This is a genomic window from Microbulbifer sediminum, assembly GCF_021729035.1.
Taxonomy (GTDB): Bacteria; Pseudomonadota; Gammaproteobacteria; order Pseudomonadales; family Cellvibrionaceae; genus Microbulbifer; species Microbulbifer sediminum.
Map to the genome: position 1 here is coordinate 390,227 of NZ_JAJSAP010000004.1, position 15,068 is coordinate 405,294.

The window sequence follows — 15,068 nt, forward strand, 5'->3', positions numbered from 1 at the left end:
GGCCGCAACCCTGCGGCCGGAATCCGCCGATTTCCCCGGAGAGTCGGCGCGAATCAGCGAACCAGCAGATGGAAGAACCGATGTCCGACAAGCGCAACATCCTTGTTACCAGCGCCCTGCCCTACGCCAATGGCTCCCTGCACCTGGGCCATATCCTGGAATACATCCAGACCGACATCTGGGCGCGCTTCCAGCGCGCACGTGGCCACGACTGCCTGTACATGTGCGCCGATGACGCCCACGGCACCGCCATCATGCTGAAGGCCGAGCAGCTGGGCCTGACCCCGGAACAACACATCGCCAATATGCAGGCGGAACACGAGAAGGATTTTGCCGATTTCCTGATCGGTGTGGACAACTATCATTCGACCCACTCCGATGAAAATCGCGAGCTGTCCGCGCTGATCTACAAGCGGCTGCGTGACAACGGCCATATCGCCACACGCACCATTACCCAGGCTTTTGATCCGGAGAAAAACCTGTTTCTCGCCGATCGCTATATCAAGGGCACCTGCCCGCGCTGTAAGGCCCCGGACCAGTATGGCGATAACTGTGAGGTGTGCAGCGCCACCTACAGTCCCACCGAGCTGATCGATCCGGTATCCGCCATCTCCGGCGCCACACCAGTGGAGAAGGAGTCCGAGCACTTCTTCTTTACCCTGCCGGAGTTCACCGATTTCCTGAAACAGTGGACCCGCTCCGGCACCCTGCAGGGTGAAGTGGCCAACAAACTGTCCGAGTGGCTGGATGAAGGGCTGCAGGAGTGGGATATTTCCCGCGATGCGCCCTACTTCGGCTTTGAGATTCCCGATGCTCCGGGCAAGTATTTTTATGTCTGGCTGGACGCCCCCATCGGCTATATGGCCAGCCTGAAAAACTACTGCGACGCCAGGGGTCTCGATTGGCAGGACTACTGGAAAAAGGACAGCAACGCCGAGGTCTACCACTTTATCGGCAAGGATATTGTCAACTTCCACGCCCTGTTCTGGCCGGCCATGCTCGACTCCGCCGATTTCCGCACGCCCACCAAAGTCTGCGTACACGGCTTCCTGACCGTGAATGGCAAGAAGATGTCCAAGTCCCGCGGCACCTTTATCAATGCGCGCAACTACCTGGACCACCTGCACCCGGAATACCTGCGCTACTACTTTGCCGCCAAGCTGACCAGCGGGGTCGACGACCTGGACCTGAACCTCGAGGATTTTATCGCCCGGGTGAACTCCGATCTGGTGGGCAAGGTAGTCAACATTGCCTCGCGTACCGCCAAGTTTGTCAGCAAGTCCGGCGGTGCGCTGGCCAATGAGCTGGCGGACGAAGCGCTCTGGAGCCAGTTCGTAGAGGCCGCGCCGCGGATTGCCGACCTGTACGAGAATCGCGAGTACGCCCGCGCCATGCGCGAAATCATGGCCCTGGCGGACGCCGCCAATGCCTGGATCGCCGACAAGGCACCGTGGTCGCTGGCCAAGGAGGAAGGCAGGGAAAATGAGGTCCTGGCAATCTGTTCCCAGGGCGTCAATATGTTCCGCGCCCTGATCACCTGGCTGGCGCCGGTGCTGCCGGAAACAGCGCAAAAAGCCGGGGACTTCCTCGGTGTGGAACTGGACTGGCAGGCCGCCACCACCCCACTGGCCGGCCACACGATTAACAAGTTCAAGCCTCTGATGCAGCGCATCGAGCAAAAGCAGGTGGACGCGGTACTGGAGGCGGCAAAGGAGTCCCTCGCCCAGCTGCAGGCCGAGACCAAGCCCCTCAGCGGACCGCTGGCGGACGAGCCCATCGCGGAGGAAATCCAGTTCGATGACTTCGCCAAGGTGGACCTGCGTATTGCCCTGATCGCCAATGCCGAGCACGTGGAGGGGGCGGGCAAGTTACTCAAGCTGACCCTCGACCTGGGCGGCGAGACCCGCCAGGTATTCGCCGGCATCAAGAGCGCCTACAAGCCCGAGGACCTGGTGGGCAAGCATACCGTGATGGTGGCGAACCTGGCCCCGCGCAAGATGCGCTTCGGTGTGAGCGAGGGCATGGTGCTGGCCGCCGGCCCCGGCGGCAAGGACCTCTGGATCCTCGAACCGCACGAGGGCGCAAAGCCGGGCATGCGGGTGATGTAACGACAGGAACTCGTACGGGGTGGCCCATGGCCGCTCCTACAAAGCACTTTCCGCAGAACAGGGAGGATCGGCATGCGCGGCGTTTTCCTCGACACGCTCACCATGAAACCCGGGGAGCTCGACACCTCGGGACTGGAAGCAAGTCTCGATCACTGGGACTTCCACGAAACCACCAGCCCGGCACAGGTGGCGGAGCGTATTGCGGGTGCCGATGTGGTGATCACCAACAAGGTGGTGCTGGATCGCCAGCTGATCGAGAACGCTACCGACCTGAAACTGATCTGCGTCTGCGCCACCGGCACCAACAACGTCGACCACAACGCTGCCGAGGATCGGGGCATTCCGGTGCGCAACGTGGCCGGCTACGCCGGCGCATCCGTGCCCCAGCATGCGCTGGCCCTGATCCTGGGGCTGGCCACACGCTGGCACCAGTACCACAGCGATGTGATGGCCGGGCGCTGGAGCCAGTCGCCGGTATTCTGCATGCTGGACTATCCGGTAATGGAACTGGCGAAAAAAAAGCTGGGCATAATCGGTTACGGCGACCTGGGCCGGACCACCGCCGACCTGGGGCGTGCCCTGGGGATGGAAGTACTGGTGGCCGAATCCCTTTCCGGCGAAAAGAAAAGCGGGCGTGTACCGCTCCAGCGGCTCCTGGCCGAGTCCGATGTCATCAGCCTGCACTGCCCGCTCACAGCCGAGACGGACAGGCTGGTAAACCGGGAATTCCTCGCCGCCATGAAACCCGGCACCCTGCTGGTGAACACCGCCCGTGGAGGGCTGGTGGATGAGCCGGCGCTCGCAGACGCCCTCAGGAGCGGGCATCTGGGCGGGGCGGCCCTGGACGTGCTGAGCGTGGAACCTCCGCCCGCCGATCACCCCCTGCTGGCGGGCGACATCCCCAACCTCATCATTACCCCCCACAGCGCCTGGATCAGCCGCGAGAGCCGCCAGCGGCTGCTGGATGGGGTGGTGGCCAACATCAGGGAATGGCGCCGGTCCAACTGAACGACAACCGGAGCGGAAGTCCCGCTCCCACCACGCTTTCGCTGTACCGGCTAATGAGCAACCGTTTGCGACTGTGAATCAATTCATGTCCATTGCCACCCTCTCAGCGGCCCCTCCCGGCCTTTCCTCCTTAACTATCCATGCACAAGCCATGCACACCGCCGTAAGTCCCAGCGCCCATAGCCAGTGAATTGGCGGTCACCTTAATCCGGGGTCCCGCATACCAATTTGCGACAGCGACTCTACGATTGAAACAGAGAACCCGGACTTGAGGAGATCTTTTATGGCTACTGCAAAAGCCCCTAACAGTTCCAGCCAGGAAAAGCTGAGGCAAGCCTATCACCTTGCCGGTGAGGCAGCCTCCGACCAGGCTGCACACCTGCGTGATCGTGCACGCTCCTCGGTCGAGAACAGCAAGCGCCGCGCCACTGACCTGGAGCAGCGTTTCGAATCCCAGATCAAGAAGCATCCTGTTGCGAGCGTGGGATGTGCATTCGCGGTGGGCTGGGTCATCGCTAAACTGCTGAAGTAAAGCCCTGCGAGCCTTGCTCGCCGGGCAATACTGCCAAGTTACTGATACCTGTTTCCTGGACACTGACACCGATGCAGAAAGATCAAGATTCAGCAACGGATACCAATGATTCCGGACCGGCCGCGCAGGAACGCGGCCGGACTTCTTTTGATTCATCGCAGGCGAATCCGGAGCCGCCGGGGACGGGCCCACTGGCCCAGGCTGAAGCAACCGTATCCCTGGTGTCAGCCTGGCTCAACAACCTGCAGACACTGTTCAGGCTGGAGCTCGACCGCACAATAGAGGCCGGGAGGCGCATCCTGGCTATACAGCTTGTCCTTCTGCCTCTGGCTATCGCCTTCCTGCTAAGCCTCTGTGCCAGCGTCGGGCTGGTTGCCTATTACTTTTCTCAATCAATTTATATCGGCTTCGCCGCTTTTGTCGTAGCCCAGACTGTGCTGATTACAGCCATGGTTCTTTACATGAAAAAGCTCCGCGCCCTGCTCGGCTTCAGCGAAACGCGCAAGCAGGTCAAAGAGGCTGTAGACGATGTCCTTGAAACACTTAAATAGCCGAATCAGCAAATGTCGACAGGATATGGATCTCCAGCGAGACGCGATCGTGACGCTGGTTAGCTCCCAGAAAAGTGTCATTGACCGGGAGGCGAAGCGCATACCGTTACCCGTCGCTATCGGCGGGGCGATGGTCGCAGGGTTTGTCGCCGAGCGTTTTTTCCGCTCTCCTTCCTCCTCGCAGCTATTCCGGGCTTATATGATGTGGCGGGCATTCTGAGGACACCGCCTCCAGTGGCGGTCAATGCCGGGCGAGAGCAACCCGGACGGAGGCTAGCCTTCGCGGGCTCCGGGACTGGTCGCAGGTAAAAAACCGGGGTTTGGCTTTCCCGGGAGCTCCAGCTAGAGTTGTGGTCCGGACACAGTCAGCCAGTTACCTATGAATACAACCAGCCAGAGAGCGCCTTCGATTGAAGCGGAACCGGTTATCGCCCCCCTGCAGGCGGCAGAGCAGCTGGCCGCATTTATTCGCAGCCACCCGCGCCTGTTGATTCTCACCGGCGCAGGGGTCAGCACAGATTCCGGCATTCCAGACTACCGCGATCAAGACGGTGCATGGAAACGCAAGCAGCCGGTGCAGCACCAGGATTTCATGCGCAGCCTGGAAATCCGCCAGCGCTACTGGGGCCGCAGCCTGATCGGCTGGCCGGTCATTCGAAGATCACAACCAAATCCCGCCCACCGCTATCTGGCAGAGCTGGAACAGCGAAACTTCAGTGAACTTCTGGTCACCCAGAACGTCGACCGACTGCACCAGCGGGCGGGCAGCAGGCAGGTGATCGACCTGCACGGACGGGCCGACCAGATTATCTGTATGGATTGTGGTTACCGTTGCGATCGGCAGGTGGTACACGAGCGTTGCTACACACTAAACCCGGATTTTCACCAATACCAGGCAACCACCGCACCGGATGGTGACGCGGACCTGGAGGTGGATTTCAGTCGTTTCCGCATTGCCGACTGCCCGGACTGCGGCGGCATCCTGAAACCTGACGTGGTGTTTTTCGGGGATAACGTGCCGCGCAACCGCGTCCAGTCCGCGCTGGATGCCCTGCAGGCCAGCGACGGGCTACTGGTAGTGGGCTCGTCGCTGATGGTGTACTCCGGTTTCCGCTTCTGTCGGGTTGCGCGCGAGCGAAACAAGCCTATCGCCACCCTCAACCTGGGGCGCACCCGCGCAGACGACATCATCGACCTCAAACTCAGTGCACGCATCGGCGAGACCCTGGCGGCAACGCTGGCGCAGCTCTGAATACTGTTTCCGGCCTCGCCCGGATTAGTCCTCGGCGCCGCCGCCGATTTTGTCCTGGGTGCGGTTGTCGAAATCACTGGCGTCGTGCCGCTCGTGCAGTTGTTCCTCCGGTTCACCCCACGTACGGTTCACCATGCGACCTCGCCGGACTGCCGGGCGCTCGGCAATTTCATCCGTCCAGCGGATCACATTGCGGTAGGTATGGGCTTCGAGGAATTCGGCTGCATCGTATACCCTGCCTTTTACCAGAGCGCCATACCACGGCCAGATGGCCATATCGGCAATGGTGTACTCGTTGCCGGCAATATACGTGTGATCGGCGAGCTGGCGATCGAGCACATCCAGCTGGCGTTTTACCTCCATCGTGTAACGGTTGATCGGGTATTCGTAGGGCTCCGGGGCATAGGCATAAAAATGACCGAAGCCCCCACCCAGCAGCGGCCCCGCACCCATCTGCCAGAACAGCCAGTTGAGAGCCTCGGTACGCTGGGCGGGTGTATGGGGCAGGAACGCACTGAATTTTTCCGCCAGGTACAACAGGATGGAGCCCGACTCGAAGACGCGTATCGGCGGGCGCATACTCTGGTCGAGCATGGCCGGGATCTTGGAGTTCGGATTCACCTCAACAAAGCCACTGCCAAACTGGTCGCCCTCGGTAATATCGATCAGGAAGGCATCGTATTCCGCCCCATCAAAGCCCAGCGCCAGCAGTTCCTCCAGCATGATAGTGACCTTGACCCCATTGGGTGTGGCCAGCGAATAGAGCTGCAGGGGGTGCTCGCCCTGTGGCAGGGCCTTCTCGTGGGTGGGGCCGGCGACAGGGCGGTTGATATTGGCAAACTTGCCACCGCTCTCCTGGTCCCATTTCCAGACCCGGGGCGGGGTATAGGAATCATCCGTCATTCTTGCGCCTCCGTCTGCTGCCTGACGATGGGCTTCGCCTGCACTGGGACACGCCAGTACCCGTGCAAACAGGGGATTAACAAAAGCTACGTACTGCAGGAAGGATAGCGTCCCCCGTGGCGATCACGACAGGCAGCGAATCGCAGGAACCTGTGGGTCAGATGCGGCAGAGCCAGGGAGTGAACCTATCCCAGCTCGAAGCTGGTGATACCGAAGACCCGCTCGATCGGAATACCGGGAGGTGTCCCGCTATACATACGCGCGGTTTCAAACACCATCTCCATCCTGTGACGCTCAGCCAGCGCCAGGGCGTGGCTGTTGGCCTCAGGAATATCGAGATAAACCGGCCGTCCCGTGGGTACGCAGGCGGTGAGTGCCAGGTAGAGACGCTCCGCAAGGTCTGCGTCATCCGCGAACAGCGGGCCTATCTTGTAGCCCTCATGGCAGGTGCGCAGTACGCCATAGCCATATAGCTGGCCATTTTCCACCGCGCCCAGCGCCACCGAGTCCGGCTGGGAAATCCACGCCCGCAGGAAGTGCTCGCGCGGGGCGGTAAATACCTCGCAGTCATAGGCGGTGATTGCCGCGAAAGGCACCCACGAGAGCGGCACGACAGAATGCGTACCCTGGGCGCTGGCCGCGCCCTGTCCGGTCAGGCCCAGGTAACGGATATTGCGATGGGCTAGACCGAACCCGGCAGACCGGTAGTTCTCCTGCTGGGCCACCACACCATCCAGCCCCATGGTACGCCCCCCCAGGTAACTCATCGCCGCCTCCGCAAGTTTTTCACCATAACCAGATCCCCGGTACGCCGGATCGACGATATACAGGCCCAGGAACCCGAAATCCTCGCCATAGCGGACCGCGGAGATGGTGCCTACCGGCTCCTCGCCCAGCAGGCCAATAAAAAACCCGTGGGAATCGGCAGCGTAAAAACAGGCGGCGTCGTGCAGCCCTGGATTCCAGCCCTCCCGCCGGGCCCAGTCCAGGGCAATGCAGAGTTCCGACGGATGCATGTTGCGAATCGAAAAGTCACTCACGGCAAACCTCACCTTTCAGCCCGGGGCTCCTGGCTTTTGCCTTAACTGTAGTATCGGTGGGGGCGGTTCCGCCGGCCTGGAAAGTAATCATCCGCAGTAAGACAGTGACGGGATGGTTGCGGGAGCAGTTGCTCGCCGGTGACGGCGGGCCGGCGTAACCCGCCGCCATATTCGGGACGGGCGTCAGGCCTCTTCCGTGGCCAGCTTGTCCTGGGTACGCTTTTCGAAATCGGAAGCGTCATGCCGTTCCCGCAGCTGCTGGGCAGGATCACCCCAGGTGCGGTTGACCATCTTGCCACGCTGCACAGCCGGGCGCGCGCCTATCTCCTCCACCCAGCGGTTGACGTTCCTGTACGTGTGCGCCTCAAGGAACTCTGCTGCATCGTAGGCCTCGTTGCGCACCACGGCCGAATACCAGGGCCAGATCGCCATATCGGCAATGGTGTATTCCTCGCCAGCCACAAACTGGTGGTCCGCGAGGCGACGGTCGAGGACATCGAGCTGGCGCTTGACCTCCATCGTGTAGCGGTTAATCGGGTACTCGTACTTCTCCGGGGCGTAGGCATAGAAATGGCCAAAGCCGCCCCCCAGCAGTGGTGCCGTGCCCATCTGCCAGAACAGCCAGTTCAGCGTTTCGGTGCGCGCACCCGGGTCCCCGGGGAGGAAGGCCCCGAATTTTTCCGCCAGGTAAAGCAGGATAGAACCGGACTCGAAGACCCGGGTTGCCGGGGCGGTGCTGTGATCAACCAGCGCCGGGATCTTCGAATTGGGATTGATCGCCACAAAGCCACTGCCGAACTGGTCGCCCTCAAGGATATTCACCAGGTGGGCATCATACTCGGCCTCCCGGAAGCCCCTCGCCAGCAGCTCCTCCAGCATCACCGTCACCTTGACGCCGTTTGGTGTGGCCAGCGAGTAAAGCTGCAACGGATGCTTTCCCACCGGCAATTCCTGCTCATGCGTGGGACCGGCCACAGGCCGGTTGATACTCGCAAACTTGCCGCCGCTATCAGCGTCCCATTTCCAGACTCTCGGTGGGGTATAAGTGTCATCTGACATAAACACTGCTCCGGTATGTGACTTCAGTGCTTAACCATGGGGGTCAATCGCCAAACCTTCAAGCGCTGAATGAGAGCTCACCCGGAGGACGACACGGGATCAGGCAAGCAACTGGCAGGATTCTGTAAGCAGCAGCGCACGAAAACCGCCTTAAGCGTCTTCCAACAGCCGCTGCCAATAGCCCACATCGATCCACTGGCCGAATTTCTTACCCACCTGCTCGAAATGCGCCACCTTTTTCATCCCGAAGCGCTCATGTAATGCCACGCTGGCAGGATTGGGCAGGGTGATACCACCAATTGCCACATGCACCGGCAAATCCTCCAGCTTTGCAAACAGGGCATCGTAAAGCTGCCTGCCCCAGCCGCAGGAGAGCTCAGTATGGGAAACGTACACCGTGACCTCAACCGAGTGACGATAGGCGGACCGGGCCCGCCAGCCCGTGGCATAGGCGTAGCCGACCAGCTCTGCGGACTCGTTTTCAGCGACCAGCCACGGCAAGCCCTGCGCAGCCACTGCCGCAAAGCGTCGCTGCATTTCATCGGCGCAGACTGGTTGCTCCTCAAAGGTCGCACAGCTATTGGCAATATAGTGGTTGTAGATTTCCGCCACTGCCTTTGCATCGGCGCTATCGACACTCCTGATCATCAACTTCCTTCCGGTCTTGTAAAAGGCCCGAATCCAACCTGGTCACAGCCTTCTCCAAGGCAGTACGCCGCAGACCACCCTGGTAATCGTAGCCCTCGCATCAATGACAAATTGAGCAGTATCAAGGCAGGAAACGGCACGGCCAGAGCGCCTCAATAAAAAATTCAATCACTTACAGCGATTTCCCGATGTTTTACTTGAGGCTCCGAAAACCCGCCCTGTGCGCCCGACTTTATTCAACGCGCTAAAATAGTAAACTCAAGACAAGTGCCAACCACACGCACAACAATAAAGAGCAACACTGTCGTCCCGTCGTGTCAGCCTTAACGGAACCAGTTCATAGTCCAACCCATAATAAAGGAGAACAACCGTGGATTACTTCCAGGGAATGAAGCGCTTGCCGGGCCTGCCGATGGGCCGCGCCGCCTACAGCGACAGAATGGCCTATATCGGCGCAGAGTTGTCCCGACTGGTTTACGAACCCTTCACATCGGATGCCGACCTGACCGGGTTGCTGCACAAGCTGGGCAAGTGCAGCAACGATACCGAGCGTCGGGAAATCCTCGCGGCCTGGAGCAGCCACCTGCAAAGTCATGCCTGCGGGCTCGAGGGGGGCATTCGCAGCATCCTGCAGGAGAACAATTTCGAGCCGATCAATTTTTATGACGTTGCCGAAACCCAGGCATTACTCGCACAGATGGATGGGGGCGGTGGCCAGAAAGTCCTGGTACTTTGCTTCCGCGGTACCGAGATAAACGCGTGGGACATCATCACCGATCTGCGCTTTCCGCTAATGCCGGCAGGTAATGAGGGCCGGGTGCACACGGGCTTCAAGCGCGCCTTCGAGAATGTCCGCACGCAGATAGAAAATGACCTGCTGCAAAAACCGAAGTTACCCCTGTACATCTTTGGCCACAGCCTCGGCGGGGCCCTCGCCCTGATCTGCACCAGGGAATTGAACCCGGATGGCGACGGTGCCACCTATGTCTACGGCTGCCCCCGCACCGGCGACCAACCATATTTCAGGCGCGTAAAGACACCAATCTATCGCCTTGAGATGGGTGGTGACCCGGTGCCCATGGTGCCTTTCGGGTACGGGTTCGGGGCCTGCCTCGCCCTGTTACGGCTGATCCCCCTGAATGGCACCCTGCAGCTGGCCCGCTGGCTGCGGAACAAGGTACTGGGCTATTACCACACGGGTTTCCGGGTTTTTATCAAGCACGCCCCCAACGAGCCCGATGCGAACGACCTGGGGTTCCGCAGAATGCGCGTAGATTTTTCCGCAAACATCTTCTGGCGCATGCAGAGTATCTGGCGTGCCTGGATCAGTGTGCTGCCGGATATCAAGGGCGTGGCAGGCTTCCATTCCGTCCGGCTCTACAGCGATATGCTGCAGGCCCATATGCTGCGCCGTAATCTGGGCCTGCTGCAGGCTCCTGGCAGGACAGTCACTGCACCCGAGACGGACCTGGCAGCAACGGCCGGGGCAACGGCAACAGAAGAGCCGGCGCCGAAAAAGAAAAGCACTCCGCGCAAGAAGAAGAGCACGCCCCGCAAGCAACCGGCCCGTCGTCGCCAGACCGAGAGCGAGCCCTCCGACTGAGGGGAACCTGCCGCCGGCTCAGCTGTAGAGCCGGCGGGATTCCGGCTCTCCCTCGAGCTCCATGGCAATCGACAGCGGCGGCTCCCCATCGATACAGGCAGCCCTTGCCAACAGGCCGATAAATGCCATCGTCTGCTTCGACATGCTGTCGGCGGGATGGAACAGGAAATACTGCCTTACCCGCAGCCAGCGATGCAGGCAGAATGCCAGCAGCTGGTTGTCCCGCTCGATCTGTCCCCCGTCGCCCACGGTCGCGTCACTGTGGTAATGCTGGTGCAGCTTGCGCAATATCAATGCCCAGCTCTTGGCAAAGAGATGGACGCGGCGGGCATCCCGCAGGCCACGGGAATCCAGGCTGCGAACCGGAGGATTGTCCAGGCAACGGGCAAAAGGTGCGGCAAAGAAGTCGTCCCGGCCACTCAACGGGCGGTCCTCGCTGCGCGGGCCGGCATTGAATGCAGTAAACAACTGTTCCGCATCCGGATAGTGCCGGTAACGCCGATCCAGTTGCCGCACCGCACGACACGCAATCGCCAGGCGCTTTTCACTGACCACATCGAAGTCCTGCAGCGCTTGCAGGACATCGGCCAACAATCCGGTATCGGTGCTGTTCTGTGGATCTGCGTAGTCCAGTAAGGCCTCCAGCGCCTCATCCTCGATGGTGAGGCGGGCCTCGATCTGCGCATTGATGAAACCACCCCCGGCCTGCCCCTGCCACTGGCAGTAACGCTGCACGGCCGCCCCGGCCGCCAACGGCGACAGGAGCCCGCTGCCCACCAGGCCGTCCAGAAAAGTCTCCAGCTCATCGAGTTCAAGTCGCTCATCCTGCTGCGTAACCGCCAGGTTGAGGGGCAGGCTGCGACGGCCTCCCCGACGGATGTTGAGCAGCGACAGGAACCCGGCCGACTGTTGCTCGCGGATACCATCCAGCGCCCGGCGCACTTCCAAGCGGGACTGGATAGTAATATTTCCCGCCAGGTCCTGTTCCAGCTGCACACGACTGTCGACAATGGACAGGCTGCCCAGGGACAGCCCCAGTAATGCCAGTTCAGTCGATTTGGTTTCCCGGCGCTCCAGCAGTTCACTGGCACTACCAGAGACCAGCTCCACGCCGGCGAGCGACGTCGGCTGCTTTTCCAGCAGGCCCGCAAGCACCTCCAGGTCACCAGACAGTAACTTCCGGTAGAGGTCGCGAGCTTTATCGTTATCCGGCGCGAGACGCAATTCTATCTCCGCCTCCCGCCGCCGCTGGCGCTGCTCCCGGGCAAGGATCCGTAATTCGATCCTGCGGCGGGCCACCGCCTCGATGTTCGCGGTGAGCGCCTGGATACGCGCATCGATCTTTTCCAGAGCCGCGCGCACGCCCGCCAGCGCTGCATCCAGCCGGTTGGCGGCGGAATCGACTGCGCTGGCGATACTCCCCCCCAGCTGCGCCAGCTCGCCCAGCAGATCCGTCGCGGTATCCTGTGCCTGCGCCTCCACAGTATCCGCGAGCTTGCCCTGTAGCGCCTCCAATAACCCGTGTATCTCATCGGCAATACGCTCACGCAATTGTGGCGGCACCCCGGCGGGCAATACCTCTGCGACCGCAGCCGCGCCCTGCTGCGCCAGGACCGGCCCGGTGGCGCGACTGAATATCCCCGGCCCGCTATCGAGCCACCGCACCAGCCGGTCCGCCACAGACTGCTGTAGCTGTTCATGATCCGTTTCGGCCCCGCCGACCAGCCTGAGCAGAGTCTGCAGGTCGGAGTCCGTCGCCACCCTGGCCGCCAAACTCTCCAGCAGCTCAAGGTACCGGGTCTGCAGCAGGCTGCCCGGTTTAAGGAAGGCTCCAAAACGCCGGTAAACCCCTTCGTAGTTGCGGAGATTGGGCACCACCAGCCGTTCCCGCACCTGTTGTGCGAGATCGGCAATATCCAGCTCAATACCGAGGCCGGCACTGTCAGTCATATTGCTGCCACGGGTTCGCCGCAATCGCAGGGCCAGCCGGTCGCCATCCGGCCAAGCGGTGAGCCGGAACTCCCGCTGCCCCCGGTAACTGGCGGAGAGCACGATGCCCGCATCCGCGACCAGTGCGCCGGCAGACGACAGCAGGCTGTACTCCAGCTCCAGGGTGGCTTCCAGGTGACAGTTAGACTGCCACTGCAGTCCCGCGAAATCGTTGGCGGTCAGGATTCCGTCCGGGCTGAAGGGTGATGGCAGTCGCTCCAGGCAAGCGGCGGCCGCAGGGGCAAAGCGCATATCGGCGGGCACCCGGAACCAGTAATCGAGCCGGCCGCGGGCCTCGCCATCCACCGCGGCGACGCCGCCAGCCCCGGCCTCCCCAAGGATCTGTCCCGCCAGGCCGATTCGCAGTGGGCAGGTGGCGGCCCCGGCATCTTCTGCGGGAGAGACTGGCAACCCCAATTCCGGCTGGTCAAATGCCTCCAATTCCAGGCGCGCCTCGCCATCGCCGGCCAGCACCAGGCTGGCGGCACCGGTGTGCAATGTGGTCCCGGCGGGAACCGCAGCATCCAGCAGGGGCAGCTGTACCAGGCCCGGGTCATCGTCAAAGCTTGCCAGCGGTCGCAGCAGCCTGCGCCACGAGGCAGGTATGAGATCGGCACACGCCCGACGCAGCTGGGCCCCAAGCGCCGACAGGGCCGCGGGATCAATATCCAGCGCCTCCAGCCGCGGCCCCTGGACATCCAGCTCATCCTCCAGGGTAACCAGATATTCCAGAGGGGAGTCCGCAGTAGTACCGGTGCGAAGCTCGGGCCAGTGGCGCTGGAGACGCGCCAGCGTCTGCAGTAGCTCAACCTCCCGGTCGAGGCCGAGGCGGGCAAGTGCCTCACCGGCGGAAGACCGGCGCGAGAGGAAATCCATGGAGCACTCCTTGCGGGTTATTCTTATCAAATGGATGCTGTCCCGGAGGATAAGCCAGTGACGGAGACAAAAGCCAGCAGCCATGGGGGCTGCCGGCACCTCCGTATTGAACCCCCCCTTGGACTCACCCATAATACCGCCCCTGCGCGGTATGCCACCGCACCCCACTCCCCGGCCCTCTTCGCGACACGGCCCCATGCGCGGGAACGGGGCGAACCAGTGCTAGGCTTCGACAACCAGCACCAGGCCAATCCCGGAGAACCATGACCGAATTTGCCGTCATCCTGTTGAGCACCATTCTGGTTAACAACTATGTATTGGTGCAATTTCTCGGCCTGTGTCCTTTTATGGGCGTCTCCAACAAGCTGGAGACCGCCGTTGGAATGGCCGGCGCCACCACCTTTGTGCTCACGCTGGCGTCCATCTGTTCCTACCTGGTGAACACTTACCTGCTGGAGCCCTTCGATATCGGCTACCTGCGCACCATCTCCTTTATCCTGGTAATCGCAGTGGTGGTGCAGTTTGCCCGTATGTTTATCGAGAAAACCAGCCCGCTGATGCACCGTGTACTCGGTGTATTCCTGCCCCTGATCACCACCAACTGTGCGGTCCTGGGCGTGGCGCTGCAGAACACAATGAAGGCGCACAATTTTGTGCAATCGACCCTGTACGGGTTCGGCGCCGCAGTGGGCTTCTCGCTGGTGCTGATTTTGTTTTCCGCCATGCGCGAACGCCTGTTTGCGGCGGAAGTTCCCACCCCATTTCGCGGTGCCGCCATTGGCATGATCACCGCCGGGCTGATGTCGCTGGCCTTTATGGGCTTCAGCGGCCTGGTATAGGGAGGCGCCATGCTGGACTGGTTACCCGAAATTTCCACTCCCCTGCTGGTGCTTGGCGGCATGGCGCTGGCATTCGGCGCACTGCTGGGTTTTGCGGCGGTGCGTTTCCGGGTCGAGGGCGACCCTCTGGTGGACCAGGTTGATGCCCTGCTGCCACAGACCCAGTGCGGCCAATGCGGCTATCCCGGCTGCCGCCCCTACGCCGAGGCCATCGTCCACGGCGACCGCATCAACAAGTGCCCGCCCGGCGGCCAGGGCACGATCAACGAACTTGCCAATCTGCTGGATGTTGAACCCGAGCCACTGGATGCCGAGCACGGTGTCGAGGATGTAAAGAAAGTGGCCTTTATTCGCGAGGCCGAGTGCATAGGCTGCACCAAGTGCATCCAGGCCTGCCCGGTGGATGCGATTGTGGGCGCGGCCAAATACATGCATACCGTGATCGAGGAGGAGTGCACCGGCTGCGACCTGTGCGTCGAGCCGTGCCCCGTGGATTGCATTGATATGGTGCCGGTGGAAACCCCGCTGCAGGACTGGCACCCGCCCAAGCCGGTTGACGGTGTGGAGCTGATCGCCAGTGACAGGAGAGACGTAGCGTGAGCCCCGAGCAGTTACCATCATCACGCGAAACCGCCGAAGAGCGCCGGACGGCCCGCGAGG

Annotated in this window: 13 protein-coding genes; 8 read left to right on the forward strand and 5 right to left on the reverse strand. The window is 61.4% G+C overall.

All coding sequences use genetic code 11. The annotated features are described in order from the left end of the window. Positions 1 to 80: 80 nt before the first annotated feature. The 5 genes from metG (at position 81) to LVD11_RS09085 (ending at position 5,451) form a co-directional block, all read left to right on the forward strand. The gene (gene metG / locus LVD11_RS09065; protein ID WP_237058166.1) at positions 81 to 2,108 is read left to right on the forward strand and encodes a methionine--tRNA ligase; all 2,028 of its coding nucleotides are present in this window, start codon (positions 81 to 83) and stop codon (positions 2,106 to 2,108) included. A 72-nt stretch (positions 2,109 to 2,180) separates the two neighbouring features. Continuing rightward, positions 2,181 to 3,116, forward strand: coding sequence for a D-2-hydroxyacid dehydrogenase (locus LVD11_RS09070; RefSeq protein WP_237058167.1), 936 nt, complete (start codon positions 2,181 to 2,183; stop codon positions 3,114 to 3,116). Between the two features lie 283 nt (positions 3,117 to 3,399). Then, entirely contained in the window at positions 3,400 to 3,648 is a 249-nt protein-coding gene (locus tag LVD11_RS09075) for a hypothetical protein (RefSeq protein ID WP_237058170.1), read from the forward strand. A gap of 71 nt (positions 3,649 to 3,719) precedes the next feature. Then, positions 3,720 to 4,199, forward strand: a complete 480-nt coding sequence (locus tag LVD11_RS09080) for a hypothetical protein (RefSeq protein WP_237058172.1) — start codon at positions 3,720 to 3,722, stop codon at positions 4,197 to 4,199. A gap of 379 nt (positions 4,200 to 4,578) precedes the next feature. After that, entirely contained in the window at positions 4,579 to 5,451 is an 873-nt protein-coding gene (locus tag LVD11_RS09085; protein WP_237058174.1) for an NAD-dependent protein deacetylase, read from the forward strand. Positions 5,452 to 5,475: 24 nt separating this feature from the next. Here LVD11_RS09085 and yghU (LVD11_RS09090) read toward each other — a convergent pair whose 3' ends face one another. The 4 genes from yghU (LVD11_RS09090) to LVD11_RS09105 all read right to left on the reverse strand — a co-directional run bounded on the left by yghU (LVD11_RS09090) (position 5,476) and on the right by LVD11_RS09105 (position 9,101). Beyond that, on the reverse strand, positions 5,476 to 6,354 hold the full coding sequence (yghU, locus tag LVD11_RS09090; protein ID WP_237058176.1) for a glutathione-dependent disulfide-bond oxidoreductase: 879 nt from the start codon (positions 6,352 to 6,354) through the stop codon (positions 5,476 to 5,478). A 185-nt stretch (positions 6,355 to 6,539) separates the two neighbouring features. Next, positions 6,540 to 7,394, reverse strand: coding sequence for a GNAT family N-acetyltransferase (locus tag LVD11_RS09095; protein ID WP_237058178.1), 855 nt, complete (start codon positions 7,392 to 7,394; stop codon positions 6,540 to 6,542). 183 nt (positions 7,395 to 7,577) lie between these two features. Beyond that, a complete protein-coding gene (gene yghU, locus LVD11_RS09100) occupies positions 7,578 to 8,453 on the reverse strand; it encodes a glutathione-dependent disulfide-bond oxidoreductase (protein ID WP_237058180.1) in 876 nt (291 codons plus the stop codon). Between the two features lie 150 nt (positions 8,454 to 8,603). Further along, a complete protein-coding gene (locus LVD11_RS09105) occupies positions 8,604 to 9,101 on the reverse strand; it encodes an arsinothricin resistance N-acetyltransferase ArsN1 family B (protein ID WP_237058182.1) in 498 nt (165 codons plus the stop codon). Between the two features lie 370 nt (positions 9,102 to 9,471). On the opposite strand from LVD11_RS09105, the gene LVD11_RS09110 reads away from it, so the two are divergent. Next, the gene (locus tag LVD11_RS09110) at positions 9,472 to 10,704 is read left to right on the forward strand and encodes a lipase family protein (protein ID WP_237058184.1); all 1,233 of its coding nucleotides are present in this window, start codon (positions 9,472 to 9,474) and stop codon (positions 10,702 to 10,704) included. A gap of 18 nt (positions 10,705 to 10,722) precedes the next feature. Here LVD11_RS09110 and LVD11_RS09115 read toward each other — a convergent pair whose 3' ends face one another. Then, complete coding sequence (locus tag LVD11_RS09115) at positions 10,723 to 13,569, reverse strand: hypothetical protein (protein ID WP_237058186.1); 2,847 nt, start codon at positions 13,567 to 13,569, stop codon at positions 10,723 to 10,725. Between the two features lie 263 nt (positions 13,570 to 13,832). Here LVD11_RS09115 and rsxA point away from each other — a divergent pair, with 263 nt between their 5' ends. Beyond that, positions 13,833 to 14,408, forward strand: coding sequence for an electron transport complex subunit RsxA (rsxA, locus tag LVD11_RS09120; RefSeq protein WP_237058188.1), 576 nt, complete (start codon positions 13,833 to 13,835; stop codon positions 14,406 to 14,408). A gap of 9 nt (positions 14,409 to 14,417) precedes the next feature. Continuing rightward, entirely contained in the window at positions 14,418 to 15,008 is a 591-nt protein-coding gene (gene rsxB / locus LVD11_RS09125) for an electron transport complex subunit RsxB (protein ID WP_237058190.1), read from the forward strand. The last annotated feature ends 60 nt before the right edge of the window (positions 15,009 to 15,068 follow it).